Below are 20,524 nucleotides of genomic sequence, written 5' to 3'. Positions count from 1 at the left end.
AACAGGACCCTCCCGTGACATCCGTGGAACCCGCGCACGCCGCGCCGCCCGGCCCGGAGCAGGCCCCGTCCGTGACATCCGCGAAGCCCGCGCGGTCGAGGCGACCGGCACGGCCGGGCCGCAAGAACCGCGACTGGCTGCACGGCCTGCTCATGTCCGCCCCGGCCGTCGTCGGACTCATCGCCTTCGTCGGTGTGCCGTTCGGCTACGCCGTCGTCCTCTCCTTCTACAACGTCCGCCTCGGCTCCCCGCTGGAGCCCACCTTCTTCGGCCTGGAGCAGTACCGGCGGCTGTTCACCGACCCCGACCTGTCCGGCCCGTTCCTGCGGGCCCTGCTGAACAACCTGACCTTCGCCGTGGTCGTCGTACCGGTGCAGACGGGACTGGCGCTGGCCCTGGCGATCCTGCTCAACCGCAAGCTCAAGGCCATCGGCCTGTTCCGGTCCCTCTTCTTCATGCCGGTCGTCTTCCCGATGGCGCTGGTCGCTGTGATCTGGCGCCTCATCCTGGCCCGCAGCGACCAGGGCATGCTCAACTCCGCGCTGGACGCGGTGAGTTTCGGCAACTGGGGCGCCTTCGACTGGCTCGGCGACGGCGCCACCGCCATGGGCTCGATCATCGTGCTGTCCATCTGGCAGGGCGTCGGCTTCCAGATGGTCATCCTCCTGGCCGGCCTCCAGCAGATCCCGGGAGAGCTCTACGAAGCCGCCGAACTCGACCGCGCCACCCGCTGGCAGCAGTTCCGCCACGTCACCCTGCCCGGCATCAACGGCACCCTCGTCTTCGTCGTCATGCTCACCTCGGTGCTCTCCTTCCGCGTCTTCGACCAGGTCTACGTCCTCGTCCGCGGCGGCGGCCTCGACGAGGACGCCACCCGCACCGTGATGTACCAGGCCGTCACCACCGCCTTCGACCAGAACAACATCGGCCAGGCGTCCGCGATCACCGTCGTCTTCTTCCTGATCGTCGTCGTCCTGACGCTCATCCAGCGCCGCGTCGTCCGGCCCGGAAACGAGGACTGACCCATGGGCACCACCCCTACGCCCCTGCGCCGCTTCATGGACTACGCCGTACTCAGCGTGCTGGCCTTCGTCTTCGTGCTGCCCGTGATCTACCTGTTCCTGGGCAGCCTCAAGCCGTCCGACGAGGTCCTGAACGGCCTGTCCGGCTTCCTCCCGACCAACCTCTCCTTCGACAACTACTCCGCGGTCCTCGACAGCCTCAACTCCGACAGCACCGGTTACTTCTGGCGCTTCATGGGCGTCTCGCTGCTGCTGGCATTCGTCGTGGTGACGGGCGGCCTGTTCGTCAACTCGATGGCCGCGTACGGGCTGTCCCGGCTGAAGTGGCGCGGCCGGAACGCCGTCTTCACGCTCGTCCTGCTGCTGATGCTGGTCCCGTTCGAGTCGGTGGCCGTCCCGCTCTTCTACGTGTTCAACGACCAGCGCAACACCCTCTACATCCTGGCGCTCCCGTTCATCGCCAACGCCTTCTCGGTCTACCAGTTCCACACGTTCTTCCGCTCGATCCCGCCGAGCATCGAGGAAGCCGCCCGGATCGACGGCGCAGGTCCCTGGCGCACCTTCTTCGCGATCATCGTCCCGATGAGCAAGCCGGCCTTCGCCTCCGTGGCGATCCTGACCTTCCTCATCCAGTGGGGCTCGTTCCTGTGGCCGGTGCTGATGGTCTCCGACCCGTCGGTCCGACCGCTGCCGCTGGAGATGAGCGTCTTCCAGGGCCAACAGCCCCCGGACTGGGGCCAGATCCTCGCCTTCGGCGTACTTCTGGTCCTGCCCGTCCTGGTGGTCTTCGCCTTCTTCCAACGCTGGTTCGTCCAAGGCGTCGCCAGCTCTGCCGTCAAGGGCTGAACACGAGCCGACGACGCGCCCGCCACAGCATCCGCCCAGGAGGCTCCACTCGGAACAGCACGGCCGGCGCACCCTCGAGGGCGCCGCCGTCCGCGTCGCCCAGCGCATCCTCGCCCTCGCTGGGTCTAGGGGTTCGGGGGGTTCTCGGGGGTCTCGGGTTCGTCCATGGACAGGACCCGTACCGGAATGCCCTCAAGTTCGTCCGGGACCGTGTCCTCGGGGCGGAGGTCGTCGCGGGGCACCTTGCGGGTGACGAAGACGACGATGACGTCCTCGCCGGAGTCCTCGTCGCGGCCGGTGCCCACACCGCTGACGTTGGCCAGGGCCATCAGCCGCTCCTCATGGAGACGGCGTGCCTGACGTGCGTCCACTTCGGCTCGCCTCCCAGGGGTAGTGCGGGGCCTTCGTTACCGAGATTATTCCGACCAGCAGTTCGGATGCGAGGGCTGTTGCGCCGTATGGGGTGCGGTCGGTCCGGACGGGTCGGCCGAGCCGCGTTCACGCAAGGGGGCCCAGGAAAGTCGGGCGGCGTTCAAGCGGCGTTCAGTCACGGGCGGGACCGTGTGGCCGACAGCCGGGTCCGTCACCCGTCACCCGCCACCCGTCGCTCGTCAGCCGCCATCCGCCATCCGCCATCCGCCACGGTCACACTCCACCGTCACAGGAGACAGCATGTCGCTCACCCGCAGGGACTTCGCCAGACAATCCGCGATCACCGGTGCCGGTGTCGCCCTGATCGGCAGCGTCGGCGCACTCGCCACCGCGCCCGGCGCCCTCGCGTCCACGGACACCCAGACCTCGGGGGACGACGAGACCACGGGCACCACGGGTACCACGGGCGACGACGCCGACCGGCACGGCGGAGCCGTCGGCTACGGACCGCTCCTGCCCGACCCGAAGGGCATCCTCGCGCTGCCCGCCGGGTTCTCGTACCGCGTCATCACCCACAGCGGGAAGACCAGGCTGGAGTCGGGCGAGTACACCCCCTCCAACCACGACGGCACGGCCACCTTCGCCGGCCCGCGCGGCACGACCCTCCTCGTCAACAACCACGAGCTGAAGGGCCCGCGCGCCAACTGGGAGTACCCGGTACCGCTGACCGAGGGCCTCGTCTACGACCCGGCCGCGTCCGGCGGCTGCACGGTCGTCGAGGTGCGTCCGGGCGGTGCGGTCGCCGAGTGGGTCGGCATCGCGGGCACCTCCACCAACTGCGCGGGCGGCAGCACCCCTTGGGGCACCTGGCTCACCTGTGAGGAGAACTCCGACCGGGCCGGCGAGAACGGCATGACCAAGGACCACGGCTACGTCTTCGAGGTCGACCCGAGCGACCGCCGTGCCAACCGCAGCCCCAAGCCCCTGAAGTTCTTCGGCCGGTACGACCACGAAGCGGTCGTCATCGACCCGAAGCGGGGCCACGCCTACCTCACCGAGGACGACTCCGAGCCCAACGGCCTGTTCTTCCGCTGGGTGCCGCCGCACGGCTTCTCCCACGGCCCCGGCAGGTTCCGTACCCTCGCCGACGACGCGGGCGTGCTCCAGGCGCCCAAGTGCTCCGACTCCGGCGGCCGTTACGTCGACGACCTGTCCCGCGCCACGAGGATCGGCACGGTGTACGGGGTCGACTGGACCGACGTGCCCGACCGGGACGGGAAGACCGTTCCGGTGCGTGAGCAGTTCGACACCGGCGAGGTCACCCGGGCCCGCAAACTCGAAGGCATGTGGTGGGGCGACGGCGGCGCGTACCTCGTCTCCTCCTACGCCCGTGCGGAGAGCCCCGTCCAGCACGACGGCCAGGTCTGGTTCTACGACCCCAAGCGCCGCACGCTGACCCTGAAGGTCCTCCTCGGGGTGAACCCCGACCCGTCGGCGGACGGCGCCTTCGACGGCCCGGACAACATCACCGTCTCCCCGTACGGCGGTCTCGTCATAGCCGAGGACGGCGAGGGCGTCTCCCACCTCTTCGGCGCGACGGACAGCGGGCGTACCTATCCCATCGCCCGCAACGACCTGAACATCGGAACCGAGGACGAGCCCGAGTTCAGCGAGTTCACCGGCGTCACCTTCTCGCCCGACGGAAAGACCCTCTACGCCAACATTCAGCAGCCGGGCATCATGGTCGCCGTCAAGGGGCCGTGGAAGAGGCAGCGGCGCTCTTCGGCTGCTTGAGGCTGCCCGGGACGGAGTTCCGTTCCGCGGGGGGCGGATACAGTGCTCAGCGTGTGGGCCGATAATCAGCGTGAGTCGCGTACCGGACAGTCTGACGGCCCTCGCCGCCGGGCCACCATTCATGATGTGGCCCAGTTGGCCGGAGTGTCGCGGCAGACGGTGTCCCGGGCCGTCAATGACAAGGGCGAGATCGATCCGGGCACCAAGGAGCGGGTGCTGGAGGTGGCGCGGCTGCTGGACTATCGGCCGAGCCGGTTCGCCCGGGGGCTGGTGCGCAAGGGGACGGTGACGGCGGGGCTGGTCATCCCGGATCTGATGAACCCGTTCTTCCCCGAGGTGGCCGCCGGAGTGCTGGAGGCCGCCGAGCAGCGCGGGTGGCAGGTGGTGGTGTGGGACTCCCGTACCGATGACGCCAGGGAGCGGGAGGCACTCGATGTGCTGTCCCATCAGGCGGACGCGGTCGTGGGGTACTTCAAGAACGAGGACGAGGTACTGGCCCGACAGCTCGGCGGGGTGCCGTTGGTGCTGTTGGAGCGTGGGCCGCAGCAGACCCGGTTCGCGGCGGTGGGGATCGACGCCGCTGTGGGGGTGGAGCAGGGCATCGCCCATCTGGTCCGTGCGGGGCATCGCAGGATCGGCATGCTGGACGGGGACCGGTCCGTTCCTGGTCCTCGCCGGGAGGCCTTTCTGGCCCAGGTGCACAGACACGGGCTGCCTGTCGACGACAGTTGGGTCGTGATGTGCTCCGAGCACAGCGTCGCGGCGGGTGAGGCGGGCATGGAGCGGTTGCTGGACGCTCGGCCCGAGGTCACGGCTGTCTTCGGTTTCAATGACCTGATCGCCGTCGGTGGGATGCGCGCCGCCCGGCGCGCCGGGCGGCGGGTGCCCGACGACCTGGCCGTCCTGGGCTTCGACGGGCTCTCGCTGGGGGAGCTGGTGGAGCCCGCCCTGACCACGCTGCACATCGACAAGCGGCGGCTGGGCCGGCTGGCCGTCGAGCAGGTGGCCCGGCTGCGGGCGGGTGAGGAGCCGTTGCGGGGCGCCGACGCCTGGGTGGTTCCCGAACTGGTGGTACGGGACTCGGCCTAGGACGGGCGTGCCCAGGACGGGCGGGCGCCCCTGGGACAGGTCTGGGACAGGTCCCGGGGGTCGGGCCCGGCTCGGCGAGTGTCGGCCGACGTCGGCCCCTCGTCGAGCTGAGAGGGTGTGCCTGCCGGCGCGAACCCCGTCACCACATCCACCGTGTGTGTCTCTTGACAGTGGTTTTCGGCCGCCCCGATACTCGACGGCAACGTTCACGTGAACGCTCACGGATGCTGAGAACGTCGTCGGCCCGAGCCAGGGACCCACCCCGCCGACATCGTTGTCTTCCCCCTCCCCGCAAAACGGGCCCGACGTGGTGCCATCCCCCGGCCGCGCCGCGCCCTGAAAGTGAGTGCGCGCCAATGGAACACCGAACGATGTCCCGCAGACGTCTGCTGGGGGCCTCGCTGGGCAGCGCGGGTGCCGCCCTGCTGGGGCTGTCCGGATGCGGGGCGGGCAGCGGCTCGGCCTCTGCGGGCACCGACCATCTGAGCCTCTGGTACTGGAAGGGCTCGCTGAGCGACAAACTGCTCGCCACCGCCAGGCGTGCCGTACCCGGAGTGCCGGGGCTGAGGGTGAAGGCCTCCCAGATTCCCGACGGCGACATCGACTCGAAGGTACGCACCAGTCTCGCCGCCCGTGCCTATGTGCCGGACCTGACGGTCGTGAACTCCGACAACCTCGCCACGTTCTTCCCCGACGAGAACGAGTTCCTCGACCTGCGGACGCTGGGTGCCCAGTCCGTCCGCGACCAGTACCTCGACTGGAAGTGGAAGAGCTGCTTCACCCCGTCGGGCCGGATGATCGGCTTCCCTCTCGACGCCGGCCCCACCGCGCTCTACTACCGCAGGGACCTCTTCGAGCGGGCCGGACTGGCCGACGGGCCCAAGGAGGTCGCCGAGGCGACCTCCACCTGGGAGAAGTACCTAGACGCCGGGCGGACGCTCAGGGCGAAGGCGCCGGGCAAGCCGTACCTGGTGAGCAACATCGGCAATGTCTTCCAGCAGGTCCTGCTCCAGAGCCCCCAGCAGTTCGTGGACGCCGACAACCGCTTCATCGGCGACCAGCCGCACATCAGGCGCGCCTGGGACCTGTCCGTGCAGATTCTCCGCGAGGGGCTCAGCGCCAGGATCACGGACGGTACGCCCGACTACAACGCGGCCATGGGCGGGGGCAGGATCGCCACGATGACCACGGCGGTGTGGGCCATCTACGGCCTGAAGGACACGGCGGCCAAGACCTCCGGGGCCTGGCGGCTGACCACCATGCCGGACGGCCCGGCCAACTACGGCGGGTCCTTCGTCACCCTGACCCGCTACTGCCGGGAACCGGAGAAAGCCTTCGCCTTCCTGAAGTGGCTGCTCAGCCCCGAGAACCAGCTCAAGAGCTACCAGGAGTTGGCCCTGTTCCCCACCACCCCGGCCTCCTACGCCGACCCCGCGATGCACGAGCCCGACCCCTTCTTCGGCGGTCAGCAGCCCATCGACATCTTCGGCCCGGCCGCCCAGAAGGCCCCGGTCGTCTACTTCAGTCCGTACGAGGAAACCGCCAACACCCCGTTCTTCCAGGAGCTGACCAACGTGGAAACGCTCGGCAAGAAGCCCGACCGGGCCTGGCGGGACGCGGTCGGCACCGCCGAGACCACGCTGACGCGGCTGGGGGTGAGCTGACGTGACCACAGTCGCCGACCCGGCCGGTGCCGGTGTCCCCACCGCCGATGGCAAGAAGCGTGCGGGCTTCCGCCGCTCCTCGTCCGCCGCTCCCGGCGGCGCCCCCCGCGGACGCCGCCGCCACATCCCGCCCCTGCTCGCCATCGCCCCGTTCTACGCGCTGTTCGCCGTCTTCGGCGCCTTCCCGGTGGTCTTCTCCCTGTACCTGTCCTTCCAGGACTGGGACGGCATCGGCGACATGCGCTTCGTCGGGCTGAAGCAGTACGGCTGGCTGTTCCAGGACTCGGTGTTCTGGCACTCGGTGCTCAACACCTTCGAGATCTGGTTCCTGTCCACGGTGCCGATGCTTTTCCTGGCCCTGGTGCTCGCGTTCCTGCTGCACTCGCAGGTCCGCTTCGGCGGCGCCTACCGGGTGGCGTACTTCATCCCCAACATCACCTCGATGGTCGCCATGACCGTCGTCTTCGGCTCGGTCTTCGCGCAGGCGGGCCTCGCCAACTCGGCGTTCAGGGTGATCGGTCTTGACGGGGTCGGGTGGCTGTCCTCCGAGTGGGGGATCAAGTCGTCCATCTCCATGATGATCATCTGGCGTTGGATCGGCTACAACGCCCTGATCTTCCTGGCGGGCCTCCAGGCCATCCCCACCGAGCACTTCGAGGCCGCTCGCGTCGACGGCGCGAACAGCTGGCAGACCCTCTTCCGGGTCATCCTGCCGCAGCTGAAGCCGGTGGTCCTCTTCGCCGCGGTCACGTCCACCATCAACGGCCTGCAGATCTTCACCGAGTCCCAGGTGCTCTTCCAGTCGACCGACGTCGGGACCACGGGCGGACCGGGCCAGGAAGGCATGACCGTCGTGCTCTACCTGTGGCAGAAGGCCTTCAAGGACCACCAGTTCGGCTACGGGGCCGCCATGGGCTGGCTCCTCTTCGCCATCATCGCGGTCTTCACCGTCATCAACTGGCGACTGGTCTCCGGTTCGGACCGCGACGACCGTCCCGGCGCCATCCGGTCACTGCTGCGACGCAAGGGGGCCCGCAATGGCCGCTGACGACAAGACGAACCACAGCGCGGGCCTCGCCATCGGCTCCGGCAGCAGACTCACCCGGGTCTGCGTCCGGGCGGCCCTGCTGTTCGGTGTGCTGGTCTCGCTGTTCCCCTTCTACTGGCTGGTGGTGATGGCCTCCGGCACCACCCAGGACATCTACCGCTATCCGCCCAAGCTGGTGCCGGGCACGCATCTCCTGGAGAACATGGGCCGGGTCCTCGACACCATCGATTTCTTCGGCTCGTTGTTCAACACCGTCGTCGTCGCCGTGGTCGGGACCGCGCTGGTGCTGTTCTTCGACTCGCTGGCCGCGTTCGCCTTCGCCAAGTACGAGTTCCCGGGCAAGAAGTTCCTCTTCGGCATGCTGCTGGTCACGTACATGATCCCCGCGCAGCTCTCGCTGGTGCCGCAGTTCGTCACCATGGCCGAGTTCGGCTGGGCCGGTTCGCTGAACGCGCTGATCATTCCCGGAGCGGCCAACGCCTTCGGCATCTTCTGGATGCGCCAGTACGCCCAGAACTCGCTGCCCGACGAACTGCTGGACGCCGGCCGGATCGACGGTGCCGGCTTCTTCCGGCTGTACTGGCAGGTCGCGCTGCCGCTGTTCCGGCCGGCCCTCGCCTTCCTCGGCATCTTCACGTTCATCGGCCTGTGGAACGACTACATCTGGCCGTTGGTCGTCATGATCGACCCCGACAGGGTCACCCTCCAGGTTGCCCTGGCGAACCTCAACGTCCTGTACAACACGGACTACTCCCTGGTGATGGCCGGGGCGCTGATGAGCGTCGTACCGCTGATCATCGTGTTCCTGATCGGAGCGCGCCACTTCCTCAGGGACCTCGCCGCGGGGGCCACAAAGATGTGACGGGGCAGACGCGCGGGGCGCCCCCACCGGTGGGAGCGCCCCGCGCGTTCGTGCCGGAACAGCTGTCTACAGGCTGTCTACAGTGCCTGGGCGGACGGCTTCACCATGCCGCGGACCGTGCGGGACTTGACGAAGTTGCCGAGGGCCGTCATCTCCCACTCGCCGGAGAACTGCTTGATGAGCTTGGCCATCATCACGCCGGTCTGGGACTCCGCGCTCGTGAGGTCGAAGCGGACCAGCTCCTCGCCCGTGGCGGCATCCAGGAGGCGGCAGTAGGCCTTGGCCACCTCGGTGAACTTCTGGCCGGTGAAGGAGTTGACCGTGAAGACCAGGCCCGTGACCTCCTGGGGGAGGCGGCCGAGGTCCACGACGATCACCTCGTCGTCACCGCCGCCCTCACCCGTGAGGTTGTCGCCGGAGTGCTTGATCGCGCCGTTCACGATCGAGAGCTTGCCGAAGTAGCAGCTGTCGATGTGGTTGCGCTGCGGGCCGTACGCGATCACGGAGGCGTCCAGGTCGATGTCCTTGCCCCGGTACGCCGGCTCCCAGCCCAGGCCCATCTTCACCTGGGAGAGGAACGGCCGGCCGCCCTTGACCAGGGACACGGTCTGGTTCTTCTGAAGGTTGACGCGGCCCTTGTCGAGGTTGATCTTCCCGGCGCCCGGGGCCGGGGCGGCCGGTGCCGCCGGGGGCGCGGGCGGGGCCGCCGGTGTGCTGAGCGGCGGGGCCGGGGGCGCCACCGGCGTCTGGAGTGTGGGGGCGGGCGGCGCGACCGGGGCCGGCTGGGCCGGAGCGGCGGGCTCCTCCACCGTCACGCCGAAGTCCGTGGCGATGCCCGCCAGGCCGTTCGAGTAGCCCTGGCCGACCGCTCGGGCCTTCCAGGCGCCGTTGCGCAGATAGACCTCGACGATGACCAGGGCCGTCTCCCCACCGAGCTGCGGCGGGGTGAAGGAGGCCAGGACGGAGCCGTCGTCCGCGTTACGGATCGTCGCCGTCGGTTCGACGCCCTGGAACGTCTGGCCCGCCGCGTCAGGGCTCGCCGTGACGACGACCTTCTCGATGCCCGGGGGCACCGCGGTCGTGTCGACCGTGATCGAGTCCGGGGTACTGCCGCCACCGGAGCGGTACGTCACGCCCTGGCCCGACGGCTGGTTGTAGAAGATGAAATCGTCGTCGGAGCGCACCTTGCCGTCGGCGGTGAGCAGCAGGCCCGATACGTCGAGCCGCACCGGGGCGGCGACGTCCACCGTCACGCGGGTGACGGGGAGAGGGATGTTCGAGCCGGGGGTCATAGCTGTCATGCCCGGTGAACGAGCAGACCCTCTTTGCCGTTCCCTTACCAAGCCGCCAATCGGGTCAGCGGCGGTTGCGGGGGTGGTCGCGGGCCGTTCGTTCGTTGCCGCGCTTGTAGTTTCCCGTCCAGCGGGCCATGACCAGCTGGGGGTCGCCGGATTCCACCTCCGTGAGGAACCGGTCCGCCCGGGGGCCGCGCAGGGTTGTCGCGGGGCGGGTCCCGTGGGTGATCGTCACGGTGCCGTCGGGGTGGTGGGCGTAGGCGAAGCCGTGTGGGCGGGGCATGGGGGGATGGTAGGGGGGTTGGGCAGGGGCCGACCAAGGGTTTTTCGCCCCCGCCGCCCCTGCCCGTCCCATCCTTCCGAGGCTCCGCCCCGGGGTGAGAATCGCTACGGGACCACCACGATCTTTCGGCCGACGCCTGAGGCGAACTGCTCCAGGGCCTGGGGGTACTGGTCCAGGGGCAGGCGGTCGCTGATGAAGACGTCCGGGTCCAGGACGCCCGTCGCGAAGAGTTCCGCCGCCCGCTCGAAGCTGTGGAGGACGGCCATCGACCCGGTGATGGTGATCTCCTGGTTGTAGATGCGGTACGGGTCGATGGAGACCCGCGTCGCGTAGTCGGCCACCCCGAACTGGAGGAAGGTGCCGGCCTTGGCGACCCGTCCCAGGCCGTCCTGGATCGCCGCCGCGTTGCCCGTGGCGTCGACGACCAGGTCCCACCCCTGCGGCCGCTCCAGCTCGTCGGCGCTCGTGGCGGACGCCGAGACACCGAGCCGCTCGGCGGTTGTCAGCCGCTGTGCGTTGATGTCGACGACGTCCACGCTCGCCGCGCCCGTCCGCTTCGCCAGCTCCAGCATCATCAGGCCCATCGTCCCCGAGCCGTAGATCAGCACGTGGGAGCCCAGGCGGGAGTTCAGCACGTCGTAGCCACGTACGGCGCACGACAGGGGCTCGATCAGGGCCGCGTCCTGGGTGCGTACGTGCTCGGGGAGTTTCACGCAGTTCGCCACCGGCGCGACCGCGTACTGGGCGGCGCCGCCCGCCGTGGTCACGCCGATGGCGGCCCAGCGCTCACAGAGGTTGTTGTGGCCCGTACGGCAGTACCGGCACTCGTAGCAGTAGAGGGAGGGGTCCACGGCCACCTGGTCGCCGACCGACAGCTCCGTGACCTGCCTGCCCACCCCGACGACCTCGCCCGCGAACTCGTGCCCGGGGACGATCGGCAGCTTGGGCGCGAACTCGCCCTGGAGGATGTGCAGGTCCGTACCGCACAGCCCGCAGGCCGCGACCTCCACGACGACCTCGCGGGGTCCTGGTGTCGGGTCCGGGACCTCGGATACGACGGCCCTTCCCACGGACTCGATGACGGCGGCCTTCATTTCACGGCTCCCAAAGACAGGCCCTGGACCAGTTTGTCCTGGGCGGCGAACCCCGCGGCGAGCACCGGCAGGGAGACGACGAGCGACGCGGCGCACACCTTCGCCAGGAACAGGCCCTGGCTGGTGATGAAGCCGGTGAGGAAGACCGGGGCGGTCTCCGCCACCACGCCCGTCAGCACGCGGGCGAACAGCAGCTCGTTCCAGCTGAAGATGAAGCAGATGAGAGACGTGGCGGCGATGCCCGGGAGGGCGATGGGCGCGACGACCCGGGTGAGGATCGTCGGCAGTTTCGCGCCGTCTATCTGGGCCGCTTCGATGATCGCCACCGGGACCTCGGAGAGGAAGGACTGCATCATCCACACCGCGATCGGAAGGTTCATCGAGGTGTAGAGGATGACCAGGAGCCAGATGTTGTCCAGCATTCCGGTGTTCTTGGCGAAGAGGTAGATCGGCAGGAGGCCCGCGACGACCGGCAGCATCTTCGTGGAGAGGAAGAAGAACAGGACGTCCGTCCACTTCTTCACCGGGCGGATGGAGAGCGCGTAGGCCGCGGGGAGGGCGAGGACCAGGACCAGGAGCGTCGACGCCAGTGACGCCACCAAGGAGTTGGTGAGGGCGGGCCAGGGGCTCGCGCCGCCGCCCGTGCCGAAGAACTCGCGGTAGCCGTCGAGAGTGAGGGCCGCCCCGAAGGACGGCGGATTGGTCGCCGCGTCCTCCTCGGAGTGGAAGGACGTCAGGGTCATCCAGGCGATGGGAAGGAAGAAGATGATGCCGGCCAGCCAGGCGACCAGGCCGAGGCCCCTTCCCTTCGGGCGGCGGGGGCCGGGTTCACCGGACTTGGTGCTGCTGGGGCGTACACGTACCGCGGTGGCACTCATGCGCGGCCCACCTCCTCGCGGAACAGGGACGAGACCACGCGCAGCGCGAAGGTCGCGATGATGATCGAGCCGATGACGACCAGGACGCCGGCCGCGGAGGCGAGGCCGTTCTCGTGGGCCTGGTAGAAGCTCTGGTAGACGGTGTAGGGCAGGTTCGCGGTGCCCAGTCCGCCGGACGTGATGGTGAAGACCGCGTCGAAGTTCTGCACGATGTAGATCGAGCCCAGCAGGGAGCCCAGTTCGAGATAGCGGCGCAGGTGGGGGAGGGTCAGATAGCGGAAGACCTGCCAGGCGCTCGCGCCGTCGACCTCGGCCGCCTCGATCTGCTGGTGGTCCCGGCTCTGCAGGCCCGCCAGCAGGATCAGCATCATGAAGGGCGTCCACTGCCAGACGAGGGACATCTCGACGGCTAGCAGCGGGGTGTTGGAGATCCAGTCCGGCTCCGGTCCGCCGACGTAGTGCAGCAGACCGTTGAGCAGGCCGTACTCGGGGTTGTAGAGCACGTGCTTCCACAGCAGGGCCGCCGCCACGGGGACCACGAGGAACGGTGCGATCAGGAGCGTACGGACCAGGCCGCGGCCCCGGAACTTCCGGTCCAGGAGGAGGGCGAGGCCCAGGCCCAGGATCAGGCTGGCCAGGACGACGGAGGCGGTCAGCAGGATCGTCGTCCAGACCGACTTGCGCAGGGCCTCGTCGGTGAGGACCTCGGTGTAGTTGCCGAAGCCCGTGAAGCTGCGGGCGTCCGGGTAGAGGGAGTTCCAGTCGAAGAAGGAGATCACCAGCGTGGCCACGAACGGGAGCTGGGTCACGGCGACCATGAAGATCAGGGCGGGCAGGAGCGGGGCCCGGGTCGCCCAGGCGCGCATCCGTCCGGAGGGGCGCTTCACGGTGCGTACGGGTGGTGCGGCCACTGGGGCCGTTGTTGTCGCGGTCATCGTCCCTCGTACTCCTCGGCGATCTCCTCGGCCAGCTTCTGGGATTTCTTCAGGGCCGACTCGACGGACTGGCGTCCGGCGACGGCCGCGCTGATCTCCTGCGAGACCTTGGTGCCGAGATCGGTGAACTCGGGAATGCCGACGAACTGGATGCCGGGCGCGGGCCGCGGCTGTACGCCGGGATCGGTGGGCCGGGCGCCCTCGATGGCTTGCTTGGTCATCTCCTGGAAGGCGCCGGCCTCCTTGCGGTAGTCGGCGTTCGTGTACGTCGAGGCGCGCTTCCCGGCCGGCACGTTGGACCAGCCGATCTCGTCGCCCACCAGCTGCTCGTACTCCTTGCTGGACGCCCAGGAGACGAACTTCCAGGCCTTGTCGGGGTTGCGGGACGCCTCCTGGATGCCCCAGGCCCAGGTGTAGAGCCAGCCGGAGGACTTCGTCTCCTCGACGGGCGCCGGTACGTAGCCGATCTTGCCTTTGACCGGGGACTTCGCCGACTCCAGGGAACCGGCCGCGGACGTGGCGTCGTACCACATGGCGACCTTGCCCTGGGTCAGGTTGTTCAGGCACTCGGCGAAGCCGGACTGGGCCGCGCCCGACTCACCGTGCTTGCGGACGAGGTCCACGTAGAACTTGGTCGCCTTCTCGAACTCGGGGGAGTCGAGCTGCGCTTTCCAGTTCTTGTCGAACCAGGTACCGCCGAAGGTGTTCACGACCGTGGTGAGCGGGGCCATGATCTCGCCCCAGCCGGGCAGTCCGCGCAGACAGATGCCCTTCATGCCCTGCTCGGCGCCGTCGGCCTCGGCTGCGAGGCCGGCCACCTGCGTCCACGTCGGGTGGTCGGGCATCGTGAGGCCCTTCGCCTCGAAGACGTCCTTGCGGTACATCAGGAAGGACGACTCGCCGTAGAAGGGCTGCCCGTAGAGCTTGCCGTCCTCCGCGGTGAGGGACTGGCGCATGGGCTTGAGGACGTCCCGCTCGTCGTACCCCGGGTCCTTCGCGACGTACGAGTTCATCTCGTGCAGCCAGTCGTTCTTGGCGTAGATCGGTATCTCGTAGTTGGACAGCGTGGCGACGTCGTACTGGCCGGCCTGGTTGGCGAAGTCCTGGCTGATCTTGTCGCGGACGTCGTTCTCCGGCAGGACGGTGAAGTTCACCTTGATGCCGGTCTCCTTGGTGAAATGAGCGGCGGTGAGCTTCTGCAACTCCACCATCTGGGGGTTGTTGACCATGAGGACGTTGATGGAGTTGCCACCGGAGCCCGCTCCGCCCGCTCCGGCCCAGCAACCGGAGAGCAACGGGGTGAGCAGCGTCCCTGCGGCGACCGCGGCGAACATCACGCGCGGCCTCCGTCGGCTCTGGGTTCGCATGGAACACTCCTGGATGTATCAGTACATATGGGTTGGCGTGGGGAGTGCGGTGCTTCTGTAGTGGGCCGGTTGGATTTTCGAACTCTTGCGGGGTCCTGCGAACTCTGTGCGGAGTCTCGCGAACTCCTGCGACGCCCGGTGGCTCGCGAACTCCTCGTCAGACCCGGATGACCTGGGGGCCCTGCATCGAGTAGCGGTGAGCCTCGGAGGCGGGCAGGAGCGTGCTGGTGACGATCGCCTCCAGGGCGCTGATCTCCGCGAACCGGCAGAAGCTGACGGCGCCGAACTTGGTGTGCACGCCCGCGAACACGGTGCGCCGCGCGGCCCGGACAGCCTGTGACTTGACCTCGCTGACGGCGGGGTCGGGGGTGGTGAGGCCGTGTTCGCGGGAGATGCCGTTGGCGCCGATGAACGCCAGGTCGATGACGAAGCCCGCGAGCATCTTCGTCGTCCAGTGGTCGACGGTGGCCAGCGTGCCGGGCCTGACCCGGCCACCCAGCAGCAGCACCGTCTTGTTGTCGGTCTCGGCGAGCGCGCCCGCGGTGGCCAGGGACGCGGTGACCACGGTCAGTGGCCGGTCCCGGGGCAGTGACTCGGCGATGAGCTGGGGGGTGAAGCCCTCGTCGACGAAGACCGTCTCCGCGTCCCCGAGCAGCTCGGCCGCCGCGGCTGCGATCCGGCGCTTCTCGGGTACGTGGCTGGTGGCGCGGAAAGCGAGCGTCGTCTCGAAGCCGGCGCTCTCCACGGGGTAGGCGCCGCCGTGTGTGCGGCGGACGAGGCCGTGGTCCTCCAGGGCGCGCAGATCGCGGCGCACGGTCTCCTTGGCGACGCCCAACTCGGTGGCGAGCACGTTCACGTCGACGGCGCCGGTGCGCCGGGCGGTCTTCACGATCTCCCGCTGACGTTCTTCCGCGCTCATGCCCGACACCCGCTTCCGCTTCTTCGCGTACTGCCCGTTCGGGCCCGGTGCGACCCATGGGGGAAGTTCTACAGCGGGTACGCGCCACTGACCAGGTCTGTTGCGGGCCCGATGGCGCCCGTATGTGCCCGTTCGACGCGAGTGCCGCCCGGGTCGGACCTGCGGTCGAGCGTAATTCGGGCAGTGGGCATGCCCGAACGGCGGGGCGGACGGGCCCGTTCGGTGCCCGTCCGCCCTGTGGGGTGCTCCGTGTGGAGTGGCCGGAAGTGTCGGCGGGGTCCGGTACGGCCGGACGGGAACGTCAGTAGGGCCACACCGGCGGCTTGGTCACGAAGTGGCCGCCGAGCCGTGCGTGGTCCGGGTTCGCGGGGTCCAGCTCGCCCTGTTCCGCGACCAGCTTCTCGGCGTACTGCTCCGAGTCGTCCTGCGGCTCGTAGCCGAGGGCGCGGGCGGTCGAGAGGTCCCACCACAGGCGGGTGTTCGCGGAGGAGCCGTAGACGACACTGTGCTCGACGCGCTCGGCGGTCAGGGCCGCGTGGAAGAGGCGGGCGCCGTCGCCGGGGCTCATCCACACCGACAGCATGCGCACGCTGGTGGGCTCCAGGAAGCAGGAGCCGATGCGGACGGAGACGGTCTCCAGGCCGTGCTTGTCCCAGTAGAACTGCGCCAGGTCCTCGCCGAACGACTTCGACAGGCCGTAGAAGGTGTCCGGGCGGCGCGGGGTGTCGATGGGGATGAGGGAGCCGGGCGCGTGGGGCGCCTCGCCCTCGGGGCGCGGGGTGAAGCCGACGGCGTGGTTGGAGGAGGCGAAGACGATGCGCCGGACGCCCTCCTCGCGGGCGGCCTCGTACAGGTTGTACGTGCCCTCGATGTTCGCCTTGAGGATCTTCTCGAAGGTGGACTCCAAGGAGATGCCCGCGAGGTGGATGACGGCGTCCACGCCCCGGACGGCCTCGCGCAGGGCTTTCTTGTCGCCGAGGTCCGCGGTGATCGCGTCCGGCTCGCCCTCGATCGGGCGCACGTCGAGAAGGCGCAGCTCGTAGCCGTAGGCAGGCAGCAGCCCGCGCATCAGGGTGCCGAGGCCGCCGGCTGCGCCGGTGAGCAGAATGGTGCGGGGAGCGGGAGCGGGCATCCTCGGGTCTCCTAGAATCGACAGCCGTATTCGTGTACGGCGTTCACATCCATGGACACGCTAAGGATCGCCCACCGCTCGCGTCAAGTGTCGCGCGGTGCGCAGAAATCCGCTGCCGCTCCGCCAGTTTCCGGACCTTTATTACTTCGGTATTACTCCGGGAATGCGGGTTTCCCCGCTTGACCGCCCCCAAGAGAGCGCTTTAGCGTGGGCGTGTTCAGAGATATAGACGCCAATCAGAAACGTGCACGGGTGGCGTGTGCGTACATGCTCTAGGGAGAGCCCGTGTCGTCAGCCCCCCTTGCCGCTCGACTCAGTGTCCCGACCGGGCCGCTGTTCTTCCCCGTCACGGCGTACGACCGTGACGGCGCCGTCGACCTGGACGTCTACCGCGAGCACGTCCGGCGGGGCGTCGAGGGCGGTGCAGCCGCCGTCTTCGCCTGCTGCGGCACCGGCGAGTTCCACGCGCTCACGCCCGAGGAGTTCCAGGACTGCGTCCGGGCGGCCGTCGAGGAGACCGCGGGCCGGGTGCCCGTCGTCGCGGGCGCGGGCTACGGGACCGCCCTCGCGGTGCGGTACGCGCGGCTCGCCGAGGAGGCCGGCGCGGACGGACTGCTCGCCATGCCGCCCTACCTCGTGGTCGCCGGGCAGGAAGGGCTGCTGCGGCACTACACGGAACTGGCCGGCGCGACCTCGCTCGACATCATCGTGTACCAGCGGGACAACGCCGTGTTCACGCCGGAGACCGTGGTGTCGCTGGCCCGCACCGAAGGGGTCATCGGCTTCAAGGACGGCACCGGCGACCTCGACCTCATGCAGCGCATCGTCAGCGCCGTACGGACCGAGGTCCCGGGGGACTTCCTGTACTTCAACGGGCTGCCGACCGCCGAACTCACCGGCCTCGCCTACCGCGGCATCGGCATCACGCTCTACTCGTCGGCCGTCTTCTGCTTCGCGCCCGAGATCGCGCTCGCCTTCCACCGGGCCATGACCTCCGGCGACGACGCCACCGTGAACCGGCTGCTCGACGGCTTCTACCGGCCTCTCGTCGAACTGCGCGCCCTGGGCCGCGGGTACGCTGTCTCGCTGGTCAAGGCGGGCGTACGGCTGAAGGGGCTCGACGTGGGCGAGGTGCGGTCACCGCTGCACGAGCCGGCCGAGGAGCACCTCAAGCAGCTCGGCAGGCTGATCGAGCGCGGCTACGCGCTTCTGGAGGAGGGCAAGTGAAGGCGTCGACCTTCGTCTATCCGTGGGACGTCAACGGCGACCCCGAGGCGGCGGCGCGTATCGCCGGGCTCGGTGTGCGGCAGGCGACGCTCGCGTCCGCGTACCACTCCACGCGCGCGCTGACCCCCCGGCACCCCCAGCGCCGCATCGTCACCGCGCTGCACGCGGCCGTGCTCTACCCGGCGGACCCCGAGCGCTGGCAGGGGCGCAGGCTGCGGCCGTACGCCGCCGGGGACTGGGCGCCGGGGGACGCGTACGGTCAGGCCGCCACGGCACTCGCGGGGGCGGGGCTCGACGTGCACACCTGGGTGGTCCTCGCCCACAACTCCCGGATGGGCGAGGAGTTCCCGGACACCTCCGTGGTCAACGCCTACGGGGACCGCTATCCGTGGGCTCCCTGCGTCGCGCAGCCCGAGACGCGCGCCTACCTGACCGACCTGGCCGTCGAGGCGGCGGTACGGCCCGGGGCGGCGGGTACCGAACTGGAGTCCCTCGGCTGGTACGGGCTCCCGCATCTGCACGCCCACGACAAGACGGCGGGCGTGGCGCTCGGGGACGCCGGGACCTACCTGATGTCGCTGTGCTTCTGCCCCTCGTGCCGCGACGGATACACGCGACTGGGGCTCGATCCCGACGAGGTGGCGGCGGCTGTCCGGCGCGCCCTGGAGCCCGTGTGGCGCGGCGAGACCCCCTCCGGGGGCTGGGAGGCCGTGGAGAAGCTGCTCGGCGGCGAGCTCGCGACGGCCACACGTGCCTGGCGTGACTCCGTCGCCCGCTCCCTCCAGGCGGACGTCGTCGGCGCCGTACGCGCGGCGGCCCCGGAAGGCTTCCAGATCCTGCTGCACGCGGACCCCGACTCGTACCACGTGGGCGCGAACGCCGGAGTGGACCCCGAGCACATCCTGACGGTCGCCGACGGCGTGGTCGTGCCGTGCGCCGGAGGACCGGAACTGCTGACGCCCTTCGCCGGGCACGCGGCCGAGGGGAACGTGCTGGCGGCCAACTTCCCGGTGGTGGCCAGGATGGGGGGCAGCCCCGCGACGCTCTTCGACGACGTGACGCGCGCGGTCGAGCGCGGAGCCACCGAAGTACGGCTGTATCACGCGGGGTTGGCGTCCGAGGAAGACCTGTCGCTCGTGGCGGGGGCGCTGGCGCGACTGGGCTGACGCCGGAGTTGGGCCCGGGGCCTCCGCGCGCTTCAGGGGTGAAAAGCCGGGGCGCAGCCCCGCTTTTCAGGGGCGCGGGGCGGTGACATCTGCGGCTCCGCCGCGTGGGCGCGACCAGCCACAGCCGGGCAGCACCGTCACAAGTCGCGTAAGCCCCAGTACCACCAATAGCGGTTGATACGGAACGAGTTCCACGAGACCGGCGCCGAGCGCGAGCCCCACCGCGTTCGGCGCGAAGAGCAATGTGCCCGCGGTCGCCGCCGTACGGCCCAGGAGGGCGTCCGGAGTCTCCCGCTGCACCGCGGTGAGGGCCGCGACCAGGACGCAGGGGAGCCCGACGCCGACCGCCGCGGCAGAGGCGAGGGCGACCACGTCGTACGGGAGCGCGCGAGCCGTCACGGCGACGGCGGTGAGCGCGATGCCGTACCCCGCGAAACGGCGTTCGCCCAGCTGGCGCAGCAGCGGGCCCGAGGCCAGGCCGATCGCCACCGAACCCGCGCCCTGCGCGACGTACAGGAATCCCACGTACGAGGGGGAGTGGCCGAGGCCCTCCACCACCGCGTAGACCGTCGCGCCGTTGACGCCCGCGAAGAGCATGGTCGTACCGCCGGCGAGGACGAGCGGGCGCAGGGCAGAGTGACTCCACACGTAGCGGGCGCCTTCGGCAGTCCGAGCGCGCAGGCCGACATGGGACTCTGCCGGGAGCGGCTTCGGTTCGTGTACGTGCAGGAGGGTGTAGAGGCCCGCGGCCAGGGTGAAGGTGAGCGCGTCCAGGAGTGCGACGCGGGCCCCTCCGTACGCCGCGTACAGGCCCGCGCCGGCAAGCGGCGCGACCAGTTTCATGCCCTCGTTGGCCGTCATGCGCAGGCCGTTGAAGTCACCGAGGAGCTGCTTGTCGACGGCAGTGGCCACCAGCGCCGACTCCGCCGCGTCGTGGACGACGCCCGCCGCCCCGTAAACGAGCAGCACGGTGAACAGGACCCACAGAGTGCCCCGCGAGTCGACGGCGAAGAAGGGGAGGAGGAGCACGGCCAGGCCCAGGTTCGTCCACACCAGCAGTGGTCTGCGGCGGGTGCGGTCCGCGAGGATGCCGAGGGCGGGGCCGATCAGGGTGGGCGCCCAGAGGGCGAAGACGCAGAGGGCGGCCAGGCCGTCCGAGCCGGTCAGGTCCTTCACCCAGATCCCGGACACCAGCCACATCGCCGACGAACCGAAGCCGGAGATCACGACTCCGCCAAGGTAGAGGGCGGCGTTGCGGTCCCGCAGGACGCGGACCACGGCCCAGACCGGCCGGGCCGTCCGCGCTGTCCGAGCCGCCCGCGGTGTCCGCGGTGTTTGTTCCGTCATGCCAGGTCATCGTGCGGCTAAGGCCCGGGGGCGGGGATCGGATAGGTGCCTTAGGCGGCAGACGTGGCAGGGATGCCCGTTGCCGCGGTCCTAGTAGGGCTTGGTCAGGTTGGTTGTGGTGGTGCGTGTCCTTGGGGCCCGGTGTGGCGTTGAGAGGGTGTGACTCCGGACGAGATTGCTGTGG

The 20,524-nt window shown here is 69.5% G+C and carries 19 protein-coding genes; 9 read left to right on the top strand and 10 right to left on the bottom strand.

Annotation, left to right across the window (positions count from 1 at the left end; all coding sequences use genetic code 11):
• Nucleotides 1-14: 14 nt before the first annotated feature.
• Nucleotides 15-1,022: a sugar ABC transporter permease gene (locus tag AB0D14_RS36400; protein ID WP_362787396.1), complete on the top strand. Its 1,008-nt coding sequence runs from the start codon at nt 15-17 to the stop codon at nt 1,020-1,022.
• Nucleotides 1,023-1,025: 3 nt separating this feature from the next.
• Nucleotides 1,026-1,868, top strand: coding sequence for a carbohydrate ABC transporter permease (locus AB0D14_RS36395; RefSeq protein WP_362787395.1), 843 nt, complete (start codon nt 1,026-1,028; stop codon nt 1,866-1,868).
• 125 nt (nt 1,869-1,993) lie between these two features.
• On the opposite strand, the gene AB0D14_RS36390 is transcribed toward AB0D14_RS36395, so the two are convergent.
• Nucleotides 1,994-2,239, bottom strand: a complete 246-nt coding sequence (locus AB0D14_RS36390; RefSeq protein ID WP_362787394.1) for a hypothetical protein — start codon at nt 2,237-2,239, stop codon at nt 1,994-1,996.
• 301 nt (nt 2,240-2,540) lie between these two features.
• On the opposite strand from AB0D14_RS36390, the gene AB0D14_RS36385 reads away from it, so the two are divergent.
• The 5 genes from AB0D14_RS36385 (at nt 2,541) to AB0D14_RS36365 (ending at nt 8,697) form a co-directional block, all read left to right on the top strand.
• Nucleotides 2,541-4,034 (top strand): alkaline phosphatase PhoX, encoded by a 1,494-nt coding sequence (locus AB0D14_RS36385; protein WP_362787393.1) that lies wholly within the window; start codon nt 2,541-2,543, stop codon nt 4,032-4,034.
• 51 nt (nt 4,035-4,085) lie between these two features.
• Nucleotides 4,086-5,123, top strand: a complete 1,038-nt coding sequence (locus tag AB0D14_RS36380; protein WP_362787392.1) for a LacI family DNA-binding transcriptional regulator — start codon at nt 4,086-4,088, stop codon at nt 5,121-5,123.
• A 371-nt stretch (nt 5,124-5,494) separates the two neighbouring features.
• The gene (locus AB0D14_RS36375; protein ID WP_362787391.1) at nt 5,495-6,787 is read left to right on the top strand and encodes an extracellular solute-binding protein; all 1,293 of its coding nucleotides are present in this window, start codon (nt 5,495-5,497) and stop codon (nt 6,785-6,787) included.
• Nucleotide 6,788: 1 nt separating this feature from the next.
• The gene (locus AB0D14_RS36370) at nt 6,789-7,835 is read left to right on the top strand and encodes a sugar ABC transporter permease (protein ID WP_362787390.1); all 1,047 of its coding nucleotides are present in this window, start codon (nt 6,789-6,791) and stop codon (nt 7,833-7,835) included.
• Nucleotides 7,825-8,697 carry a carbohydrate ABC transporter permease gene (locus tag AB0D14_RS36365; RefSeq protein WP_362787389.1) on the top strand — a complete coding sequence of 291 codons (873 nt, stop codon included), beginning with the start codon at nt 7,825-7,827 and terminating at the stop codon, nt 8,695-8,697. Before AB0D14_RS36370 ends, AB0D14_RS36365 begins: the two co-directional genes overlap by 11 nt.
• A 77-nt stretch (nt 8,698-8,774) precedes the next feature.
• Here AB0D14_RS36365 and AB0D14_RS36360 read toward each other — a convergent pair whose 3' ends face one another.
• The 8 genes from AB0D14_RS36360 to AB0D14_RS36325 form a co-directional block, all read right to left on the bottom strand.
• Nucleotides 8,775-9,989 carry a TerD family protein gene (locus AB0D14_RS36360; RefSeq protein WP_362787431.1) on the bottom strand — a complete coding sequence of 405 codons (1,215 nt, stop codon included), beginning with the start codon at nt 9,987-9,989 and terminating at the stop codon, nt 8,775-8,777.
• 64 nt (nt 9,990-10,053) lie between these two features.
• Nucleotides 10,054-10,275 (bottom strand): hypothetical protein, encoded by a 222-nt coding sequence (locus tag AB0D14_RS36355; RefSeq protein WP_362787388.1) that lies wholly within the window; start codon nt 10,273-10,275, stop codon nt 10,054-10,056.
• Nucleotides 10,276-10,379: 104 nt separating this feature from the next.
• Complete coding sequence (locus AB0D14_RS36350; protein WP_362787387.1) at nt 10,380-11,369, bottom strand: zinc-dependent alcohol dehydrogenase family protein; 990 nt, start codon at nt 11,367-11,369, stop codon at nt 10,380-10,382.
• Complete coding sequence (locus tag AB0D14_RS36345) at nt 11,366-12,247, bottom strand: carbohydrate ABC transporter permease (protein WP_362787386.1); 882 nt, start codon at nt 12,245-12,247, stop codon at nt 11,366-11,368. The genes AB0D14_RS36350 and AB0D14_RS36345 overlap by 4 nt, the downstream gene beginning before the upstream one ends.
• Complete coding sequence (locus tag AB0D14_RS36340) at nt 12,244-13,182, bottom strand: sugar ABC transporter permease (RefSeq protein WP_362787385.1); 939 nt, start codon at nt 13,180-13,182, stop codon at nt 12,244-12,246. The genes AB0D14_RS36345 and AB0D14_RS36340 overlap by 4 nt, the downstream gene beginning before the upstream one ends.
• Entirely contained in the window at nt 13,179-14,549 is a 1,371-nt protein-coding gene (locus tag AB0D14_RS36335) for a sugar ABC transporter substrate-binding protein (RefSeq protein ID WP_362787384.1), read from the bottom strand. Before AB0D14_RS36335 ends, AB0D14_RS36340 begins: the two co-directional genes overlap by 4 nt.
• A gap of 157 nt (nt 14,550-14,706) precedes the next feature.
• A complete protein-coding gene (locus AB0D14_RS36330) occupies nt 14,707-15,477 on the bottom strand; it encodes a DeoR/GlpR family DNA-binding transcription regulator (RefSeq protein ID WP_362787383.1) in 771 nt (256 codons plus the stop codon).
• Nucleotides 15,478-15,769: 292 nt separating this feature from the next.
• Nucleotides 15,770-16,600 (bottom strand): NAD(P)-dependent oxidoreductase, encoded by an 831-nt coding sequence (locus tag AB0D14_RS36325; protein ID WP_362787382.1) that lies wholly within the window; start codon nt 16,598-16,600, stop codon nt 15,770-15,772.
• A gap of 285 nt (nt 16,601-16,885) precedes the next feature.
• Here AB0D14_RS36325 and AB0D14_RS36320 point away from each other — a divergent pair, with 285 nt between their 5' ends.
• Together AB0D14_RS36320 and AB0D14_RS36315 are read left to right on the top strand one after the other, a co-directional pair.
• On the top strand, nt 16,886-17,827 hold the full coding sequence (locus tag AB0D14_RS36320) for a 5-dehydro-4-deoxyglucarate dehydratase (protein WP_362787381.1): 942 nt from the start codon (nt 16,886-16,888) through the stop codon (nt 17,825-17,827).
• Nucleotides 17,824-18,993, top strand: a complete 1,170-nt coding sequence (locus tag AB0D14_RS36315; protein WP_362787380.1) for a hypothetical protein — start codon at nt 17,824-17,826, stop codon at nt 18,991-18,993. Before AB0D14_RS36320 ends, AB0D14_RS36315 begins: the two co-directional genes overlap by 4 nt.
• 66 nt (nt 18,994-19,059) lie before the next feature.
• Here AB0D14_RS36315 and AB0D14_RS36310 read toward each other — a convergent pair whose 3' ends face one another.
• Entirely contained in the window at nt 19,060-20,340 is a 1,281-nt protein-coding gene (locus AB0D14_RS36310; RefSeq protein WP_362787379.1) for an MFS transporter, read from the bottom strand.
• Nucleotides 20,341-20,524: the final 184 nt, after the last annotated feature.

The sequence above is a fragment of the Streptomyces sp. NPDC048484 genome (genome assembly GCF_040651415.1).
GTDB lineage: Bacteria > Actinomycetota > Actinomycetes > Streptomycetales > Streptomycetaceae > Streptomyces.
Note: the sequence above shows the minus strand (reverse complement) of the source record. Positions and strands in the feature narration are given on the sequence as shown.